This is a genomic window from Janibacter limosus (assembly GCF_004295485.1).
In the GTDB taxonomy this organism is placed as follows: Bacteria; Actinomycetota; Actinomycetes; order Actinomycetales; family Dermatophilaceae; genus Janibacter; species Janibacter limosus_A.
Map to the genome: position 1 here is coordinate 2686100 of NZ_CP036164.1, position 16285 is coordinate 2702384.

General features: G+C 71.5%; 16 protein-coding genes and 1 tRNA gene. 8 read left to right on the plus strand and 9 right to left on the minus strand.

The annotated features are described in order from the left end of the window. The first annotated feature begins 105 nt into the window (after window positions 1-105). Window positions 106-510, plus strand: a complete 405-nt coding sequence (locus EXU32_RS12820; protein ID WP_130630256.1) for a DUF1775 domain-containing protein — start codon at window positions 106-108, stop codon at window positions 508-510. 19 nt (window positions 511-529) lie between these two features. Here EXU32_RS12820 and EXU32_RS12825 read toward each other — a convergent pair whose 3' ends face one another. Further along, on the minus strand, window positions 530-1090 hold the full coding sequence (locus EXU32_RS12825; RefSeq protein WP_130630257.1) for a dihydrofolate reductase family protein: 561 nt from the start codon (window positions 1088-1090) through the stop codon (window positions 530-532). Between the two features lie 71 nt (window positions 1091-1161). Continuing rightward, the gene (locus EXU32_RS12830; RefSeq protein ID WP_242612786.1) at window positions 1162-1692 is read right to left on the minus strand and encodes a DUF1990 family protein; all 531 of its coding nucleotides are present in this window, start codon (window positions 1690-1692) and stop codon (window positions 1162-1164) included. 108 nt (window positions 1693-1800) lie between these two features. Here EXU32_RS12830 and EXU32_RS12835 point away from each other — a divergent pair, with 108 nt between their 5' ends. Next, a complete protein-coding gene (locus EXU32_RS12835; RefSeq protein WP_130630259.1) occupies window positions 1801-2367 on the plus strand; it encodes a DUF2231 domain-containing protein in 567 nt (188 codons plus the stop codon). Window positions 2368-3128: 761 nt separating this feature from the next. On the opposite strand, the gene EXU32_RS12840 is transcribed toward EXU32_RS12835, so the two are convergent. Then, complete coding sequence (locus EXU32_RS12840) at window positions 3129-3902, minus strand: hypothetical protein (protein ID WP_130630260.1); 774 nt, start codon at window positions 3900-3902, stop codon at window positions 3129-3131. A gap of 115 nt (window positions 3903-4017) precedes the next feature. After that, a complete protein-coding gene (locus tag EXU32_RS12845) occupies window positions 4018-4530 on the minus strand; it encodes a sigma-70 family RNA polymerase sigma factor (protein ID WP_165399671.1) in 513 nt (170 codons plus the stop codon). Window positions 4531-4961: 431 nt separating this feature from the next. Between EXU32_RS12845 and EXU32_RS12850 the strand changes: the two genes are divergently transcribed. The 3 genes from EXU32_RS12850 to EXU32_RS12860 are packed head-to-tail and all read left to right on the plus strand — an operon-like array spanning window position 4962 to window position 7792. Further along, window positions 4962-6488: a replication initiator gene (locus tag EXU32_RS12850; RefSeq protein WP_130630262.1), complete on the plus strand. Its 1527-nt coding sequence runs from the start codon at window positions 4962-4964 to the stop codon at window positions 6486-6488. A gap of 15 nt (window positions 6489-6503) precedes the next feature. Beyond that, window positions 6504-6713, plus strand: a complete 210-nt coding sequence (locus EXU32_RS12855) for a helix-turn-helix transcriptional regulator (RefSeq protein ID WP_084451355.1) — start codon at window positions 6504-6506, stop codon at window positions 6711-6713. After that, window positions 6710-7792: a tyrosine-type recombinase/integrase gene (locus EXU32_RS12860; RefSeq protein ID WP_130630263.1), complete on the plus strand. Its 1083-nt coding sequence runs from the start codon at window positions 6710-6712 to the stop codon at window positions 7790-7792. The genes EXU32_RS12855 and EXU32_RS12860 overlap by 4 nt, the downstream gene beginning before the upstream one ends. Before the next feature lie 57 nt (window positions 7793-7849). Here EXU32_RS12860 and EXU32_RS12865 read toward each other — a convergent pair. After that, a tRNA-Ala gene (locus EXU32_RS12865) sits at window positions 7850-7925 on the minus strand. A 24-nt stretch (window positions 7926-7949) separates the two neighbouring features. Between EXU32_RS12865 and EXU32_RS12870 the strand changes: the two genes are divergently transcribed. Continuing rightward, a complete protein-coding gene (locus EXU32_RS12870; protein WP_130630264.1) occupies window positions 7950-8564 on the plus strand; it encodes an AI-2E family transporter in 615 nt (204 codons plus the stop codon). 16 nt (window positions 8565-8580) lie between these two features. Here the strand turns inward: EXU32_RS12870 and EXU32_RS12875 are convergent, their stop codons facing one another. From EXU32_RS12875 to EXU32_RS12885, 3 genes are read right to left on the minus strand one after another with little or no spacing between them, the layout of a single operon-like run. Next, the gene (locus EXU32_RS12875) at window positions 8581-9417 is read right to left on the minus strand and encodes a hypothetical protein (protein WP_130630265.1); all 837 of its coding nucleotides are present in this window, start codon (window positions 9415-9417) and stop codon (window positions 8581-8583) included. A gap of 26 nt (window positions 9418-9443) precedes the next feature. Beyond that, a complete protein-coding gene (locus EXU32_RS12880) occupies window positions 9444-10112 on the minus strand; it encodes a GNAT family N-acetyltransferase (RefSeq protein WP_242612787.1) in 669 nt (222 codons plus the stop codon). Continuing rightward, a complete protein-coding gene (locus EXU32_RS12885) occupies window positions 10109-11506 on the minus strand; it encodes a UTP--glucose-1-phosphate uridylyltransferase (RefSeq protein ID WP_130630266.1) in 1398 nt (465 codons plus the stop codon). Before EXU32_RS12885 ends, EXU32_RS12880 begins: the two co-directional genes overlap by 4 nt. A gap of 23 nt (window positions 11507-11529) precedes the next feature. Between EXU32_RS12885 and EXU32_RS12890 the strand changes: the two genes are divergently transcribed. After that, window positions 11530-12120 (plus strand): 5-formyltetrahydrofolate cyclo-ligase, encoded by a 591-nt coding sequence (locus EXU32_RS12890; protein WP_130630267.1) that lies wholly within the window; start codon window positions 11530-11532, stop codon window positions 12118-12120. Here EXU32_RS12890 and EXU32_RS12895 read toward each other — a convergent pair. Beyond that, entirely contained in the window at window positions 12101-14713 is a 2613-nt protein-coding gene (locus EXU32_RS12895; RefSeq protein ID WP_130630268.1) for a penicillin acylase family protein, read from the minus strand. The genes EXU32_RS12890 and EXU32_RS12895 overlap by 20 nt on opposite strands. Before the next feature lie 47 nt (window positions 14714-14760). On the opposite strand from EXU32_RS12895, the gene EXU32_RS12900 reads away from it, so the two are divergent. Then, a complete protein-coding gene (locus EXU32_RS12900; protein ID WP_130631194.1) occupies window positions 14761-16281 on the plus strand; it encodes a potassium/proton antiporter in 1521 nt (506 codons plus the stop codon). The last annotated feature ends 4 nt before the right edge of the window (window positions 16282-16285 follow it).

A 16285-nucleotide genomic window follows, 5' to 3' on the forward strand; every position in this document is an offset into this window, starting at 1 on the left:
CGCGGCCCCTCGCTCGGCCACGCCCCCACGGCCGCCTGACCCACCCCCTTCGTCGGGGTGCGGCGGGAGGCCTCTCCAGCTCACCCACTCCTCTAAGGACGGGTCATGCCCGACGCCACCGCATCCGGCGGCTACGCGGCGCTGACCTTCCGCGTGCCCAACGAGTCGGACACGGAGTTCGCGATCAGCGCGGGACCGCTCCCGGCGCCCAGCACGCTCACCCTCGCCGCGAAGCAGACCTACTCCGACGGTGAGGTGTCCGACTGGTCCGATGTGGCCGAGGCCGGCGGCGAGGAGCCGGAGCACCCGGCGCCGAGCTTCGAGGTCACGGCAGCCGAAGAGGGTGGCCACCACGCCACCGCTGACGAAGGGAGCGAGACGGCCACTCCCACAACCCAGGCCGCCGCGGCTGACTCCTCCGACATGCTCACGCGGGTGCTCGGCGGGCTCGCGCTCGTCGTCGCCCTCGCCGGCGCCGCTCTGGCGCTGAGGGGCCGCCGCCGAGCCTGAGGTCAGCCGGGGTCGGGGGTCAGCGCACCACGCGGTAGCGGGAGGCGACGACCCCCGACCCGAAGGCCCTGCTGGAGACCAGCTCGAGCGACACCTGCCGCTCGAGCTCGGGGAAGAAGGTGCGGCCACCACCGACCAGCACGGGGTGGACGAAGAGTCGGTACTCGTCGATGAGGTCGAGCTCGGCGGCCTCGGCGGCGAGCTCGGCGCCGCCGACGGCGATCTCGCCCGTGTCGGACTCGGAGCGCAGTCGCTCGATCTCCTCGGCGAGGCCCCCCTCGGCCAGGCGGGTGTTGCTGCCGGTGACCTCGGTGAGGGTGGTGGAGAAGACGACCTTGGGCAGCGCGCGCCACCTCCGTCCCCACTCCAGCTCCGCGGGGTCGAGGTCCGGGCCGTCGCTCTCCCAGAAGAGCATCGTCTCGTGGAGCCGCCGGCCCAGCAGGTGCACGCTCGTCCCCCGCAGGTCGTGGAGGTGCTGGGCGAAGACCTCCTCGTCGGGGACGGACCAGTCGAAGCCGCCGTCCGGCCCGACGACGTAGCCGTCGAGCGTGGAGCCCATCGAGTAGGTCACCTGGCGCATGGTCGTCTCCTGGGTCTGGGTGGAGATCGACGCTACTGCCGAAGGGGGCGCCCGTCACCCCCTTCGTCCGATCAGACCGACCGCAGGTACCGGTCGGTGATCGACGACTGGACGCGGCGCCCCACCGGGCCTGCGGCACGGGCCAACCACGTCGCCGGACGTGAGAAGGCGGTGATGGTGAAGTCCACCGAGCCGCCCGGCTGCAGCTCGAGCACGAAGGACTCCTCGCCGCTCTCGGGGTGGCCCGGGAGGGTGCCGTAGGCGAACCCCTGGCGTCGCGGCTCGTCCACGACGTGCACGACGCGAACCGGTGCAGCAAGAGCCACTCTGCCGACTCCCAAGCGCAAGACGGCCACCGCGCCTGCCGTCACGTGCCCGTGGGAAGCCTGCACTCTCAGGCCCGCCCGACGGTGCATCTCCCAGCGCAGGAGACCACGAGCTGCCACCTCGAAGCGCTCCTGCCCCTCGCCCACGGTGCGGGTGCGGCTGAAGGTGGCGAACCCGCTCGGGACCTCACCGGTCCGCGTGCCACCCACAGGCGCGTAGGTCAGTGCGGCGTCGCGCAGGCGCTGGGCAGCGCTGCTCGAGAGGGTCTCGTCCACCAGGTCACTGTGGCACGGTCGGGTGCTTGCGCTCACCCACTCGTCGGAGCAAGGTGGAAGGGAGCCTGCCCGCGCCATCGCGACGCCCGACCGGTCGAGGAGACCACCATGGAAGCCACCTCAGCACCCGCGCTCGTGCACGTGACCCGACGCCTCGAGGATGCCGCCGCGCTCGACCCGGCCGTCGAGGCGCTGGAGCCGCACATCCGCACCCTCTTCGGATCCGGGACGAGAGGAGCGGTACTGCGCGGTGACTGGCTCGGTCACGCGCTCCACCCGGCCCTGACCGACGTCGTCCTCGGGACGTGGCTGTCGGCGAGCATCCTCGACGTGACCGGTCGCGGCCAGTGGGCGGCACCGGCGCGGACCTTGGTCGCCACCGGGCTCCTGGCCTTCGGGCCGACCGCCTGGACCGGGTGGGCGCAGTGGTCGGAGGCGGGGCCGCGGGACAAGCGGGTGGGTCTCGTCCACGCCGTGACCAATGCCGTCACCGTCGGCGCCTACGCCTCGTCGTGGTTCGCCCGACGTGCGGGCCACGACGAGCGCGGGGCGCGACTGGCGCTCATGGGAGCCGGCATCTCCGGCGTCGGCGCCTACCTCGGCGGGCACTTGACGACGGCTCGACGGGTCGGGACACGGGACGACGCGTACTTCGGCGCACCGGGCGTCGGCTGAGCCGCTTTCGGGCACCGGCCGGGGATGTACCCGCGGTCGCCCAAGCAACGATGAAGGCCCCCGCCGTAGCGGGGGCCTTCGGTGGTGGAGCTGAGGGGAATCGAACCCCTGACCTTCTCATTGCGAAGGCGCGCTGCGGTCTCGTCGCCCCGGGAATCCGCCACTCGCAGAAGTGCATACGTGCCATCGACGCCTCGGTTCGCAGCGTCGGGGGGCACCAGGGGGGCACGGAGAACCGCCGTCCCGATAGCGGAGCAGAGCCGACCGGAGCGGGTGCGGGGCAAGCGGCCAGGAGGCTCGGTCACGTGTGGTGCGCAGGCGCGGAGCGCGTCCCTGTTGCGGTGAGCGCGGGCCGCTTGAGCCGTGGCCGTGGAGGTCGGAGGGTGTAGCGGCGGGTCGGCGGTTCATAGATGAGGGCACTCGGTGTGGGGAGCACCGGGTGCCCTTGCTTGTGTTCGGCCGGCGGCGAAGGGCGCGCAGGTGGGGTGCGCGCAGGGCGAGGCACGAGCCCGGAGCGCGGGGGTCCCCACCGGAGCGGCCGAAGTCGGCCGGCCGGGCGCGGGCCGAAGGCCCGCCTTGAGTCAGTAAAGAAAGTCCTCACGATCAATGAGTCCACCTGCTCGTTGCCCACAGCCTGTCGGAAGTGAGCGGCGCTGCCGGGCATGACGGCCGTCACCTGGTGAACGGATCCGGTGAAGCCTTCAGGGTGTAGAAGCGAGGATCGGGCGCGGTCGGCGTTCAGTGCGTCCGGGTTCCCGAGTTCATTGCACCCGACGTGCGGGATACCGGCTGCCGTCGAGCAGCTCGCGATCGCCCAGAGGCCGGGCGAGGGTGACCGTTCGCTTCACGGTCGGGTGGCCCATGCACAAGGCACCGCCTGACACGGCCTGCGCGGGCCAGTAGACGGTCACCGCCTCCTCCGTCTCCACGAGGTACGGCTCGCCCAGCCGCTTGTCGAGATCCCCGGAGGAGCACTCCGTCTCGGAGAGCTCCACACGGATCGTGTCGGCTGACGGGTCGGGCACGGCCGCGGCGACGACGTTGGCCCACACTCCTGCGCCATTAGGTGCGGGCTCGGCGCCACATCCGCCGCCCCAGCTCCCCGTCCGAAGGGAGCCGAGCGAGTCGTCGAGCTCGACCAGCTGAGCGGTCGCCAGCCGCACGGAGCCGCCCTTCGTCTCCGGGAGCAGGACCGTGAGCACGCGGTCCGGGGAGGTCCCCCGGGCGACGGCTACCCAACCGACCTTCCCCTCGGTCTCCTGCAGAGCCTTCGGAGCGTCGATCCCGGCGCTGTCACGCAGCCGGTCGAGGGCGGAGTCCACCCCGCTACGCTCGCCCGCGGTAAGGTCCAGCCCCCCTTCGTCGACGATGGAGGGCGCGAACGGAGTCCCACTCGACCCGCAGCGCACGAGCATCTCACCGTCGCGGGTCTGCCACGGCAGGCCACCGTTCGGTGCTGCCGCGTCCTGCGTGCTGCCCGGCCAGAGGGTGACTCCGACGAGGACCGCGGCCACGGAGGCCGCTAGTGACGCCACGGCCGCCACCCACACCCCCCGGCGCGGAGAGACTTTCCGGCGCGGTGGCGTCGTGACCGACCTCGGGACAGGGACAGCGGCGAGCTCGTCCCGGAGGCGCTGGGCCAGTCGCTCCTCATCGATCATCATGGGCTCCCTTCAACTCGGGCATCTCCTGGGCGAGGCGACGCAGGGCCCGACTGGCCGTGGCCGCCACCGTGGCGCGCTTGATCTCCAGCAGCTCGGCGATGGCCGCGTCGGTCATGTCGTCGAGGTAGCGCAGCGCGAGAATCGCCCGTGCTCTCGGAGGCAGGTGCTGGATCAGGTCGAGCACGGACAGGGCGGCGTCGACCTGGGGCAGCCCGCCGTCCGTGGACTCCGCACGGTCCTCGTGCAGCCCCACGACCTCGGTCGAGGCCCTCCGGCGGTTCAGCGCGAGGAAGCGGTTGACGACCGATCGCCGCACGTAGGCGTAAGGCTGCTCCAGCGCCGCGATCCGCTCCCACCGGGGATAGACCACGGCGTACACGTCCTGCACGATGTCTTCGGCCCGTCCGGGGTCCCCGCACATCGCCAGAGCCACCCGGAACAGCTCCGGCCCACGCACGGCGATGAAGTCCTCGAAGCTCTCGTCGAACACGGATCTCACCCCCTCTCCTCCCTCGAACGCCGCACGGGCCCCCAAGTGTTGCGTCCGACAAGACCTTCTTGGACGCTTCCGCCCGGCCGAGGAACAATTCGGTTAACAGAAATTTGCTCTGAAAGATGCGGGAGCCATTTCGGGGCGGCAGAGTTGTTGGTGCGGATCAACACACACACGAACGGGATATTTCCCTTGGGGGTCGGCTCCCCAGCCTCGGGCCCAGTGCGCTCGCATGACAGATGGCCGTTACACACACTCGACTGATCCGCTCCTGCACCCACCCCATCGTGGTGGTTGCGTCCGGCGTTGAGCGGCCTTGCGGCGCCGGAAGATTCCGCATCTCGTCATTGCCGCACTTCCCACAGTCCGGGTGTGCCGCGTGAACCCAAGGCCAGCATCACCGTTCACGCGGCACACCCTTCTGGTTGGGAGGGATCGTGCACACCGACACCACACCCGTCCTTGCCGCCACGGACCACTTCCCCGGCTTCAGCGAAGACGCCCCGCTCGACGTGCCAGCCCTCACCCGCGCCGGCACCCCCGAGCTACTCTCCTCCCGCATCGCCGACGGCACCATGGACGCCTTCTTCGACGCCCTGGCCGGCACCGGCAACTGCGCCCACCCCATCCGCCTGGCCGGCTCCACGACCACAGTCGACACCACCACCGGACAAGTCCTCTCCACCTTCGACACCCGCGACCTGCCCTTCGGCGTCCTGCACCGCCCCTGCGGCAACCGCCGCGCCTCAGACTGCCCCGCCTGCTCCCGCGTCTACGCCAGAGACACCTACGCCCTGATCCACGCCGGCATCAACGGCGGCAAGACCGTCCCCGCACACGTGCGGGACAACCCCCTGCTCTTCGTCACCCTCACCGCCCCCTCCTTCGGGCCCGTCCACGGACACCGCCACGGGCGCGCCTGCCGGCCACGACGCCGCGACGACCAGACACGCTGCCCCCACGGACGACCTACATGGTGCGGGCTCGTCCACGACGAAGACGACCACGCCAACGGGTCCCCGCTGTGCTCCGACTGCCACGACACCGCCTCGGCCGTGATGTGGCAATGGCACGCCCCCGAGCTGTGGCGACGCTTCACCATCGCGCTGCGCCGCAGCATCGCCCACCACCTGCACGTCCCTGAGGTCCGCCTGAGCGAGCACGCATCCGTGCAGTACGCCAAGGTCGCCGAGTACCAGACCCGCGGACTGATCCACTTCCACGCCCTCATCCGACTCGATGGGCCCGCCACCGCAGGCACCGGCTCCCCCGCACCGACCACCCTCACCGGCCACGACCTCGCCGACCTCGTCCGCGACGTCGTCCCGACCGTGACCGTCCTGGCCGAACCCGTCGACCACGACGACACCCCCCGCATCCTCGCGTTCGGCGCGCAGGTCGACGTGCGCACCGTGCGCGCCGGGACCCGCACCGACGACCCCACCGGCCCACTGACCCCCGACCAAGTCGCCGGATACCTCGCCAAGTACTCCACCAAGGACTCCGGCAGCCTGCACGGCCACGGGCAAAACCGGCCCCACATCACCGCGCTGCAACACCAATGCCGCCAGATGGCCCAGCGAGCCGCAGCCTTCCACGCCCCCGAGCACGACTACCGCCGCATGCACAAATGGGTGCGTTGCCTCGGCTTCCGCGGACACTTCGGCACCAAGTCCCGCCGCTACTCCATCACCCTCGGAGCACTACGCCGCGCACGATCACGCTGGCAAGAACTCGCCACCCAGTCCCGACGCACCGGCACCCCCATCGACATCCGCGATCTCGAAGCCCGCCTCCTGGCCGACGACGCCGACACCACCACCCAAGTCATCGGGTCCTGGACCTACGCCGGCACCGGCTGGCGCGACGACACCGAAGAAGCCCTCGCCCTGGCCACCGCCGCCCGCTCCCGCGAATACGACCTGTGGAAAGCCCAACGACGCACCACCCGACGTGGACACTAGAGACAGGGGAAAGACATGGACCAGAGCACACCGACACCGGACGAGGCCGAGCTTCCTCGGCTGCTGACCACCAAGGACGTGGCGCGAGCGGTGCAGGTCTCGCCGTCGACGCTGTGTCGTTGGCGGCACTCCGGGGAGGGGCCGCGCGTGACGTGGTTGTCACCCTTCATCCCGCGGTACCGCCGTGAGGACGTCGACGCGTGGCTGAGGAAGGCGGCGGCGTGAGCATCCAGAAGACCCCGAACGGGCGCTTCCGGGCGAAGTTGAAGAGCGGACGGGTCAACGTCGCCAGCCGTGTCTTCGACACCCAGCGGGAGGCCAAGGCGTGGCTGGCGCGCGAACGTGCGGCGCTGTCCGGCGGGGTCGACCCACGGGCGGGGCGGCAGCGGGTCCGGGTCCTCGTGGTGCAGTGGCTCGAGGTCCGGCGCACGACGGTGGCCGCGAAGACCTACAGGGCAGACCAGGACCTGCTGCGGCTGATGCCGACCAGCATGCTGGCGCTGCACGTGTCAGCGGTCTCGGGTCGGGAGGTCGCCCGCTCCTTCGAGAGCCTCCTCTCTGACGGTCTCGCCGAGAGCTCGGTCCGACGCTTCCGAGCCAGCCTCTCCTCCTTCTTCGCATGGTGCGTGCGCGAGAAGATCGTCCTGGCCAACCCGGTCATCGGCATGACCGTGCCCAAGCAGTCCGGCGAGGTCGAGGAGATGGATCCCTTCACGGAGGAGGTCCTCGAGGAGGTCCACGCCGCATGGGCCACGGCATCGCCGCACCTCGCGGACCTGCTGCTGGTTCTGGCGTGGACGGGCTTGCGCTGGGCGGAAGCACGGGCGATGCGGGTCGAGGACGTCATGCAGGTCCCGACTCCCGGTCTGCTCGTCCGACGCTCGCAGCCTGAGGGTCAGGCGGTGAAGGCCACCAAGGGGCGGCGGTCACGTCGAGTGCCCTTGGCCAACCGGGTGCTGCCGATCGTGCTGCGGCTGTCGGAGGGCAAGGCCCAAGGGGATCTGCTCTTCACGACCGAGCGAGGGGCGCAGCTGCACCGCTCTGCCGTGCTCCGCTCGGTCCGCTGGCCGACGACAGGTCGCGGCCGCCGGATCCACGACCTGCGGCACACCGCGGCGTGCCTCTGGCTGAGTCGTGGGGTCGATCCCGGGACGGTGCAGGCGTGGATGGGTCACGAGTCCATCGCGACGACGAACAGGTACCTGCACTTCCTCGGCACGGGCGCTGACCGGGCGGGTCTGGACCGGCTCAATGCCGCGCCGGGGGGCACCGGGGGGACACATCGCGAGGCGGGGTCGGAATGACAAGCGAAACCCCGGCCGAGTTTCCAGCGTTTTCGCTGGTCGGCCGGGGTGTCCCGGTGGTGGAGCTGAGGGGAATCGAACCCCTGACCTTCTCATTGCGAACGAGACGCGCTACCAACTGCGCCACAGCCCCAAGAACGACGGTAACCATAACACCGTGGTGGCGCGGGTCAACAATCCGCAGGACTGGAGTCGAGCGCACGACGGTCCCGGCATCCGGGCGTGGATGGTGCGGCTCTTCCCCCGCAGCGCCCGGGCCAAGGTCCTCTCCTCCGGCGCGATCGCCTGGAACCAGCTCAAGGCCTTCACCCGCGCGACGATCCTCGTGGCCGGCACCGACGCCCTCGGCATCGGTCTGGGGGCTCTCGTCCTGGGCGTCCCCTTCGCCTCCGGCATCGCCCTGCTCGTCTTCATCGGGTCCTTCATCCCGGTCGTCGGCGCCCTGCTGTCGGGCTTCGTCGCCGTCGCGCTGGCCTTCGTCGCCAAGGGTCCCCTCCTCCTGGGGCGGGCCGTCCGCGTCCACCCGCTCGCGGTCATCCTGGGCATCGCGACCGGCATCTTCGTCGGCGGCATCATCGGGGCGCTGACCGCCGTCCCGCTCGTGGCCGTGCTCGACGCGGTGGGCCACAACCTGCTCGAACCGACGCCCGAGGACGTGCTGGACTCGGCCGATCTCGTGACGGACGTCGAGCACGCCGAGATCACGGAAGACATCACGGCGGCCGACGAGCTGGCGCGGCCCGACCGCGAGTCACCGCCGCACGACGCCTGAGGAGGCGAAGGGAGGGTCAGCCCCAGCCGGCGATGGCCGGCAGGTCCTCGTCCTCGACGTCGATGACCTGGGGGACCTCGGGGTCCACGGCCGCGGGAGCGGCCGGCTGCGGGGCCGGCTCGGGCCGGTCGGCGCGCGCCTTCATCGTGTACATCGGGCGGGGCACCGGGGTCGGCTCCCACGTGCCGGGCTCGAGCGGGCGGGCCTCGACCGGAGCCTCGTCCACGACGGCCTCGGCGGCCGGCGCGGTCGACGCGACGTCGTAGATGCGCTCGGCCTTGCGACGCGGGGCCGGAGTCGGTGCAGCGGTCTCGACGGTCTCGGGACGCTCGCTGCGCTCGGGGCGGGCGGCAGCCGCCTGGGCGGTGCGCCGCTGGGCAACCCGCTCACGACCACGTGCCTCACGCTGCGCCGTGACCGCCTGACGCAGCCACCCGAAGGCAGCCACCGTCCCGACGAGCCACGCAGCGGCGACCCACCACGGCAGCGGACCGAAGGCCGCGACGAGCAGGACGACGGGCGCCAGGACGAGCATCGTGAGGAGCGTCAGTCCACGGACCCGGCGGTCGGCGCCGACGACGGGCTCGACGATGCGCGCCCGGGGCGGGGCCTCGGCGTGCTTGACGGTCACCGCGGGCCGCGCGGCACGGGCCGGCGCGACCGAGTAGGAGCGAGGGGTGGGCTCAGCGGTCTCGCGACGCAGGCGGTGGTCGTCGAGCACCCGCATGGCTGCGGAGAAGCGGTCGACCGACCGCACGGTGGAGAGGTGGTCACGACGCTTGATCCAGTACTGGAGCAGGTAGACAGCCCAGATCGCCACGACAAGGACGAAGATGAGGCTGCTCGGCTGCACGGGCCCCACGCTAGGAGGCCGGAGCCTCAGGGTGGCGCAGGCTGGTCGGTGTGTCGCGGGCGTGGCTGATGTTGTTGGTGTGAAAGTCGTGCCAGCAGCCCTCCGGGACCGATCTCCTCGGTCACGACGGCGAAGGACCGGTGGTCGCGCCAGGCCCCGTCGATGTGCAGGTAGGCCCGACGGATGCCCTCGTCGCGCAGCCCGAGCTTGGCCGCGACCGCGAGGCTGGGCGCGTTGTCGAGGCGGATCTCGAGCTGGATCCGGTGCAGCGCACGGCCGCTCGGGTCCATGAGGTGGTCACCGAGCAGAGCGACGGCGGTGGGCGCGATGCCTCGACCGGCGACCTCGTGGCCGACCCAGTAGCCGATGCTCCCCGAGCGCAGCGCGCCCTCGACGATGCTGCTCGCGGCGACCATCCCGACGATCGCGTCGTCGACGACGATGGCCAGGCTCAGCCCGCTCCCCGACCGCCTCTCCGCGTCGAGCGCCCGCACGTACCCCCGGAAGTCGGCGGCGATGTCCCGCCGAGGCGCGCCGCCCGGCGGGACCGTCGGGTCCCAGGGACGCAGCCAGTCAGCGCTGCGGGTGCGCAGCCGGACGAGCTCGGCCCGGTCCCGCACCCGCAGTGGACGAAGGGAGACCAGCTCACCTGCCGGGGTCGAGCCGGACAGGACGGGTCCTCGCGAGCGCCTCACTGCGCCAGCACGGTCGGGCCCTCGAGCCGGGTGCCGTCGGCGACGCTCGCCGGGCTCTCGGCCACGACCTCGACGTCACCGACGGCCTGCACGTCGGCGCCGAAGGTCACGTCACCCGAGACGGTCAACGAGGTGCAGTCGCGCATCGATGGGACCCCGGCGGGGAAGCGGGCGTCGAAGTCACGCATGAACTTGTAGGTCCCGTCGAGGCTGACCCGGGGCTCGGGGTGGTCGATGAGGGAGACGATCTGCGACCTGTCGTCGAGGGCGAAGACGTCGCTGCGCAAGAGCAGCAGCTCGTTGGTCGTCTTGACCGGGCGGAAGCGCGAGCGGGGCACGCGCAGCGCGACGCTCCCTTCGAAGGCCTCGACGGCCGTGCCCATCGCGGACTCGATCTGGATCACCGCCGGGGAGTCCGGGAGGGTGGGGTCGACCGTCTTGCGGTTGACGATGATCGGCAGACCGAGCACCCCCTGGCGCTCGCGCAGCAGGGCGTCGAGCTCGTCGAGCCCCACCCACAGGTTGTTGGTGTTGAACCACTGGTGACGGGTCGTGTCCTGGAAGAGGTCCTGGTCCTCGGCGACGACCATCGCCGACTCGCGCAGGATGAGACGGCCGTCGCTCTTGCGCACCGCCACGTGACCACCCTTGCGGTCGTTGAGAGTTCGCTCCGCGACCTCGGCGGCGAAGGGGATGCCCTCGCTCATCAACCAGGCCGCGATGTCGGGGTCGCAGGTGGCACCGAGGTTGTCGGAGTTGGAGATGAAGGCGTAGCGGATGCCCGCGGCGCGCATCTGGTCCAGCAGGCCCGAGGAGGCCAGGGCCACGTAGATGTCACCGTGCCCGGGCGGGCACCACTCGAGCTCGGGGTCCTCCGGCCAGGCCACGGGTGCGAGGGTGTGCGCGTCGAGCTTGGGCTCCATGTTCTGCAGGAAGTCCAACGGCAGGTCCTGGTCGGCCATGTGCGGATACCGCTCGAGGATCTCCAGGGAGGCACCCCGGGTGAGCGGGGTGTTCATCAGCATCAGCGGCGGCCGTGAGCCGTACCGCTCCTCGAGCCCGATGAGCTGGCGCACGATGACGTCGAGGAAGGTCAGGCCGTCTCGGGCCACCAGCGCGGCCTTGGGGCCCGCCATGCCCATGCTCGTGCCGAGCCCGCCGTTGAGCTTGATCACCGCGACCTGCGCGAGGGCAGCCCGCCGCTCGTCGTCGCTGACCTCGATGGCCGCCAGCTCGGGCACATCGCACAGCGGCTCGATGGCCTCCTCACGGATGACGCCCTCGGCACCGTCAGCGAGCTGCTGCCAGTAGTCCTCGAAGACCGTGATCGCACGCTCGTCGACCCCACGATCGGACATCTTGCGGACAGCCTCGGTCAGCCCCTCAGGTCCCATGCCGGTCACCCTACGATGCAGTCATGGCCTCTGCCCCCATGTCCAAGGGAGATGTCCGTCGCCTCCTGCGGGCGCGGCGGCGACGGCTGGCTGCCGCCCGAGACCTCACGGCCGACGCGAGCGCCATCGCGGAGCACCTCGACTCCCTTCCCGCGGGAGCCGGACCGAGGTCCGAGCCGGCCACGGTCCTGTCCTACGAGTCGCTCCCCCACGAGCCGCCCACCGCCGCGATCAACGCTGCGCTCCGCGCCCGCGGTGACCGGGTCCTCGTCCCGATCACCCTGCCCGACATGCAGCTCGACTGGTGCGACCTCGACGACCCGGGGCGGACCCCCTTCGGCATCGACGCGCCCACGCACGCCGACCTCGTCCTCGCCCCGGGACTGGCGGTCGACACCGCCGGCACGCGGCTGGGGCAGGGCGGCGGCTGCTACGACCGGGTGCTGCCGATGCTGCCGACCGGGACGCCGGTCATCGTCCTGCTTCACCCCGGCGAGCACACCGACGAGCGGCTGCCCAGCGAGGAGCACGACATCCCGGTCCCGTGGGTGCTGACGGCGAAGGGGTGCACACCGACCCATCGCGTGCTGGGGACTACTGCCCCGCAGGGGTGAGGGTCAGGGTCTGCTCGGTGCCCTCGCGGACCGCAGCCTCGCTGCTCGGCCACGGGTGGGTGCGCCCGGCGAGCCAGTCATCGACCTGGTCGTCGTAGTGGTCGCTGAAGGGGTGCCCGGACGCCCCGGTCTGGTTGACCCACCGTGACGCGTCGAGGTCACCGAGGTCGACGACCATGCGCATCGACGGGGCCGACGTCACCGCAAAGCCCTGCGACGCGTCCCAGCCGGTCGCGTCGACCGTCGACGAGCCGCCCTGGACGGGGTGCGGCCCGGAGTTGACCAGGCCCCGCACCGGGGCGGGGATGGTGTCTCCGCCGAGCACCTGGTGGCGGAAGGTCACCTGGTGCAGCTGGTCCCACCGCCAGGTCGCAGGGTCCTTGCCGAGCTCGCGGGTGAGGTCCAGTCGCGCGTCGACGAGGGCGCGTCGCAGGATCTCGTCGCGCCCCTCGACGACCCCCGCCGTCGTGCGGTCGTCCCACCAGCCGCTCTGGGGCTTGGCGAGCAGGCCGGTCACGGCCTGCCAGTACTGCGACCCGCCGCTGGCCTGCAGGTCGGCGGGGAGGTCGTCGTTGAAGGTCAGCGCCACGATCCGCTGCCACACCGCGTTGAAGTACATCGCGGCGGCTGCGTCCTCCCCCGCCCCGGCCGGCTGACGGCCGTCCCAGTCACGCAGGAGGGCACGCGCGTCCTCGGTGAAGGGATCGTCGAGCTCCACCTCGAGCAGCGGGCCGAGGAGCGCCGGCGCGAGGCCGTTGTCCGTGTCGAGCTGGATGCGCGCCATCTTGTCGGGGCTGACCTGCTCGTCACTCTCGAGCAGGTCGCGGATGCGCTGCGAGCGATAGCCGGAGTCCCACTCCGTCGTGAGGAAGGGGGTGGTGCTCGCCGTGACCTGCTGGTTGGCCGTCACGACCAGTCCCTCGGGCGGGTCCAGCGAGGACGGCAGCTCGTCGAAGGGGACGAAGCCGGTCCAGTCGTAGGCCGAGTCCCATCCCGGGGCCGGCACGTAGCCGGGCGGGTTGTCGCCGACGCCCTTGCGGATGGGCACCTGCCCGGGGGCCTGGTAGCCGATGTGACCGGCGGTGTCGGCATAGACGAGGTTTTGGCTCGGGACCGCGAAGTCCTTTGCCGCAGCGCGGAACTCGTCCCAGTTGCTCGCCGTGTTGAGCCCGAGCAGGGCGTCGGCCGTCGTGGTCGGTCGCAGGGCCGTCCAGGCGAAGGAGACGGCGTAGTCGCTCGTGGCCCGCCCCTCGACCTCGACCTCGTCCCCGGCCGCCGCGACGGAGGGGACGGCGTCCGACAGGATCGGCCCGTGACCGGTCGAGCGCACGGTGATCTGCTGGCTCGGGCCACCCGCCACCCGGATCGTCTCGGTGCGCGTCTCGAGCGGGCGCAGCCGGCCGTCGCGCAGGTACTCGTCGCCAGTGATCTGCTCGAGGTAGAAGTCGGTCACGTCGGGCGCGAGGTTGGTGAAGCCCCACGCGATGTCCCGGTTGTGCCCGATGACGACACCGGGTACACCGGCGAAGGTGTAGCCGGACACGTCGATCGGGCAGGCATCGCTGACCTCACGGCAGTGCAGACCCATCTGGTACCAGATGCCGGGCATGCTCACCCCGAGGTGGGGGTCGTTGGCCAGCAACGGCGCTCCCGTCGTGGACCGCTCGCCCGAGACCACCCAGGAGTTGGAGCCGATCCCCTCGCCGCGGCCGAGCAGCGCGGGCACCGCGTCGATCGCGGCCGCGGTGTCGAGCACTGCGGCAGAGCCTGCTGGTGCGGACGAGCCGGCCGGCGCGGACGACGAAGTTGGTTGGGCCCCCTTCGGCTGGGCCCCCTTCGGCTGCGCGGGCTGCGCCGACCCTCCCTTCGCTCCTCCCGGTCGCCAGTCCTTGCCCGAGAGGATCGGCACGTGCTCGGCCGTGGGGTAGGCCGGGTAGAGCTCGGCGATCATCGTGTCGCTGACCCGGCCCTGCAGCGCGGCGCGGGTCAGCTCGCCGGTGTAGTTGCCACGCAGGTCCCACGCCATCGCCTTCAGCCACGCGAGAGAGTCCACGGAGGTCCACGGCTCGACGCGGTACTCGGGCAGGCTCAGGGACAGGATCGTGTACTCGAGGGCCATCGAGGAGGGCGAGCCCTGCTCCTCGATCCACGCGTTGACCCCGTCGGTGTAGGCCGCGAGCGCCCGACGGGTCTCCGGCTGGAGCATCGGCAGCTCCTGCTCGGCCACCCGGCGCCACCCCATCGTGCGGATCACCGTGTCGGTCTCGACGCCGGGCTCGCCCACGAGCTCGGCGAGGCGGCCGGCGGTGATGTGCCGTCGGGTGTCCATCTCGAAGAAGCGGTCCTGGGCCTGCACATAGCCCTGTGCCCGCATGAGGTCGCCCCTGGTGTCGGCGTAGATGTGGGGGATGCCCTGGGCGTCCCGCAGCACCTCGACGTCACCGGTCAGTCCTTTGACCTCGAGCGTCCCGTCGGTCTGGGGAAGGGGGCGGCGCCCCTGGCCGAAGACGACCCCGGCGAGCACCACGACGAGCACGATGACGAGGGCCAGCGTCACGTAGAGGCTGCGGCGTACCTGACGCGCGAGGGTCACCCTGCGAGACTAGACGCCAGCGACGGCGAGAGGGGGATGCGGTGACGATGACCGAGCAGGCCGCTGCCTTCGGCCTCTCGGACCTGTCGCTGGTCCTCCTGGCCGGGTCGCTCGTGCTCGTCGTGGCCGTCGCTGCCGTCCGTCTGGCCACCAGCTCCGGCCTGCCGACCCTGCTGCTGTACCTGGCCATCGGGCTCGCCGTGGGCAAGGAGGGCCTGGGGATCCCCTTCGACTCCGACCAGGTCGCGCAGGTGCTCGGCTACTGCGCTCTCGTCCTCATCCTCATCGAGGGCGGGCTGACGACGAACTGGTCCTCGATCCGCTCCTCCGTGGGCCCGGCCCTGGCGCTGTCGACCGTCGGTGTCCTCGTCTCGGTCGGGGTGGTCGCGGTCGCCCTGCACCAGATCCTGCGCACCGACTGGCAGATCAGCCTGCTCATCGGCGCGATCCTCGCCTCGACCGACGCCGCCGCCGTCTTCTCGGTGCTGCGGGTGGTGCCTCTCCCCCGACGGCTCTCCGGGATGCTCGAGGCCGAGTCCGGCTTCAACGACGCGCCCGTCGTCCTGCTCGTCACCGCCCTGTCCCTGCAGATCGCCGACCCGGCCACCGCCGAGCCGTGGTGGAGCATCGGGCTGCTCGCCGTCGTCGAGCTGGCGGGCGGCGCGCTCGTCGGGCTGGCGGTCGGCTGGCTCGGCGGGTGGCTGATGCGTCGTCTGGCGTCAGGGACCTCGGGCCTCTTCTCCCTCGGGGTCGTCGCGATCGGCGTGCTCGCCTACGCGAGTGCGGCCACGATCCACACCTCCGGCTTCATCGCCTGCTACCTCGCGGCCCTCGTGCTGGGCAACATGCACCTGCCGCACCGCCAGTCGGTGACCGGCTTCGCCGAGGCGCTCGGCTGGCTCGCGCAGATCGGCCTCTTCGTCATGCTCGGGATGCTCGCCACCCCCTCGGGCTTCTTCGACGAGATCCCCCGCGCGATCCTCGTCGGGCTGGTCCTGCTCCTCGTGGCCCGGCCGCTGTCGGTCCTCGTCTCGCTCACCCCCTTCCGTGTGCCGTGGCGCGAGCAGGCATTCCTCTCCTGGGCCGGCCTGCGCGGTGCCGTGCCCGTCGTGCTGGCGACCGTCCCGATCACCAACAACGTCCCCGGGATCGAGTGGGTCTTCGACCTCGTCTTCATGCTCGTCGTCATCTTCACCGTCGTGCAGGCACCGCTCATGCCGTGGGTGGCGCGGGCGCTGCGCGTCACCGAGCCCAGCCGGGCCACCGGGGTCATCGTCGAGGCGATGCCCCTGGAGGAGCTCGGCGCGCAGCTGCTCGAGATCGCGGTCGCCCCGGGGTCCAAGCTCGCCGGCGTCGAGATCTACGAGCTGCGGCTGCCCAAGGGGGCCAATGTCTCGCTCGTGGTGCGCGACAAGGAGACCTTCGTCCCCGACGCCCATACCCGGCTGTGGCCCAACGACCGGCTGCTCGTCGTCACCCCCGGCGACCTGCGCGAGGCGACGGAGAAGCGCTTCCGGGCCGTGTCCGCGAACGGCCGCCTGGCCGGCTGGCGCGGCGACGTATCATAGGGCC

Bases quoted from the DNA above. Each gene is read 5' to 3' on its own strand.
- EXU32_RS12820 (WP_130630256.1), top strand. From the start codon at position 106: ATGCCCGACGCCACCGCATCCGGCGGCTACGCGGCGCTGACCTTCCGC.
- EXU32_RS12825 (WP_130630257.1), bottom strand. From the start codon at position 1,090: ATGCGCCAGGTGACCTACTCGATGGGCTCCACGCTCGACGGCTACGTC.
- EXU32_RS12835 (WP_130630259.1), top strand. From the start codon at position 1,801: ATGGAAGCCACCTCAGCACCCGCGCTCGTGCACGTGACCCGACGCCTC.
- EXU32_RS12855 (WP_084451355.1), top strand. From the start codon at position 6,504: ATGGACCAGAGCACACCGACACCGGACGAGGCCGAGCTTCCTCGGCTG.
- EXU32_RS12885 (WP_130630266.1), bottom strand. From the start codon at position 11,506: ATGGGACCTGAGGGGCTGACCGAGGCTGTCCGCAAGATGTCCGATCGT.
- EXU32_RS12890 (WP_130630267.1), top strand. From the start codon at position 11,530: ATGGCCTCTGCCCCCATGTCCAAGGGAGATGTCCGTCGCCTCCTGCGG.
- EXU32_RS12900 (WP_130631194.1), top strand. From the start codon at position 14,761: ATGACCGAGCAGGCCGCTGCCTTCGGCCTCTCGGACCTGTCGCTGGTC.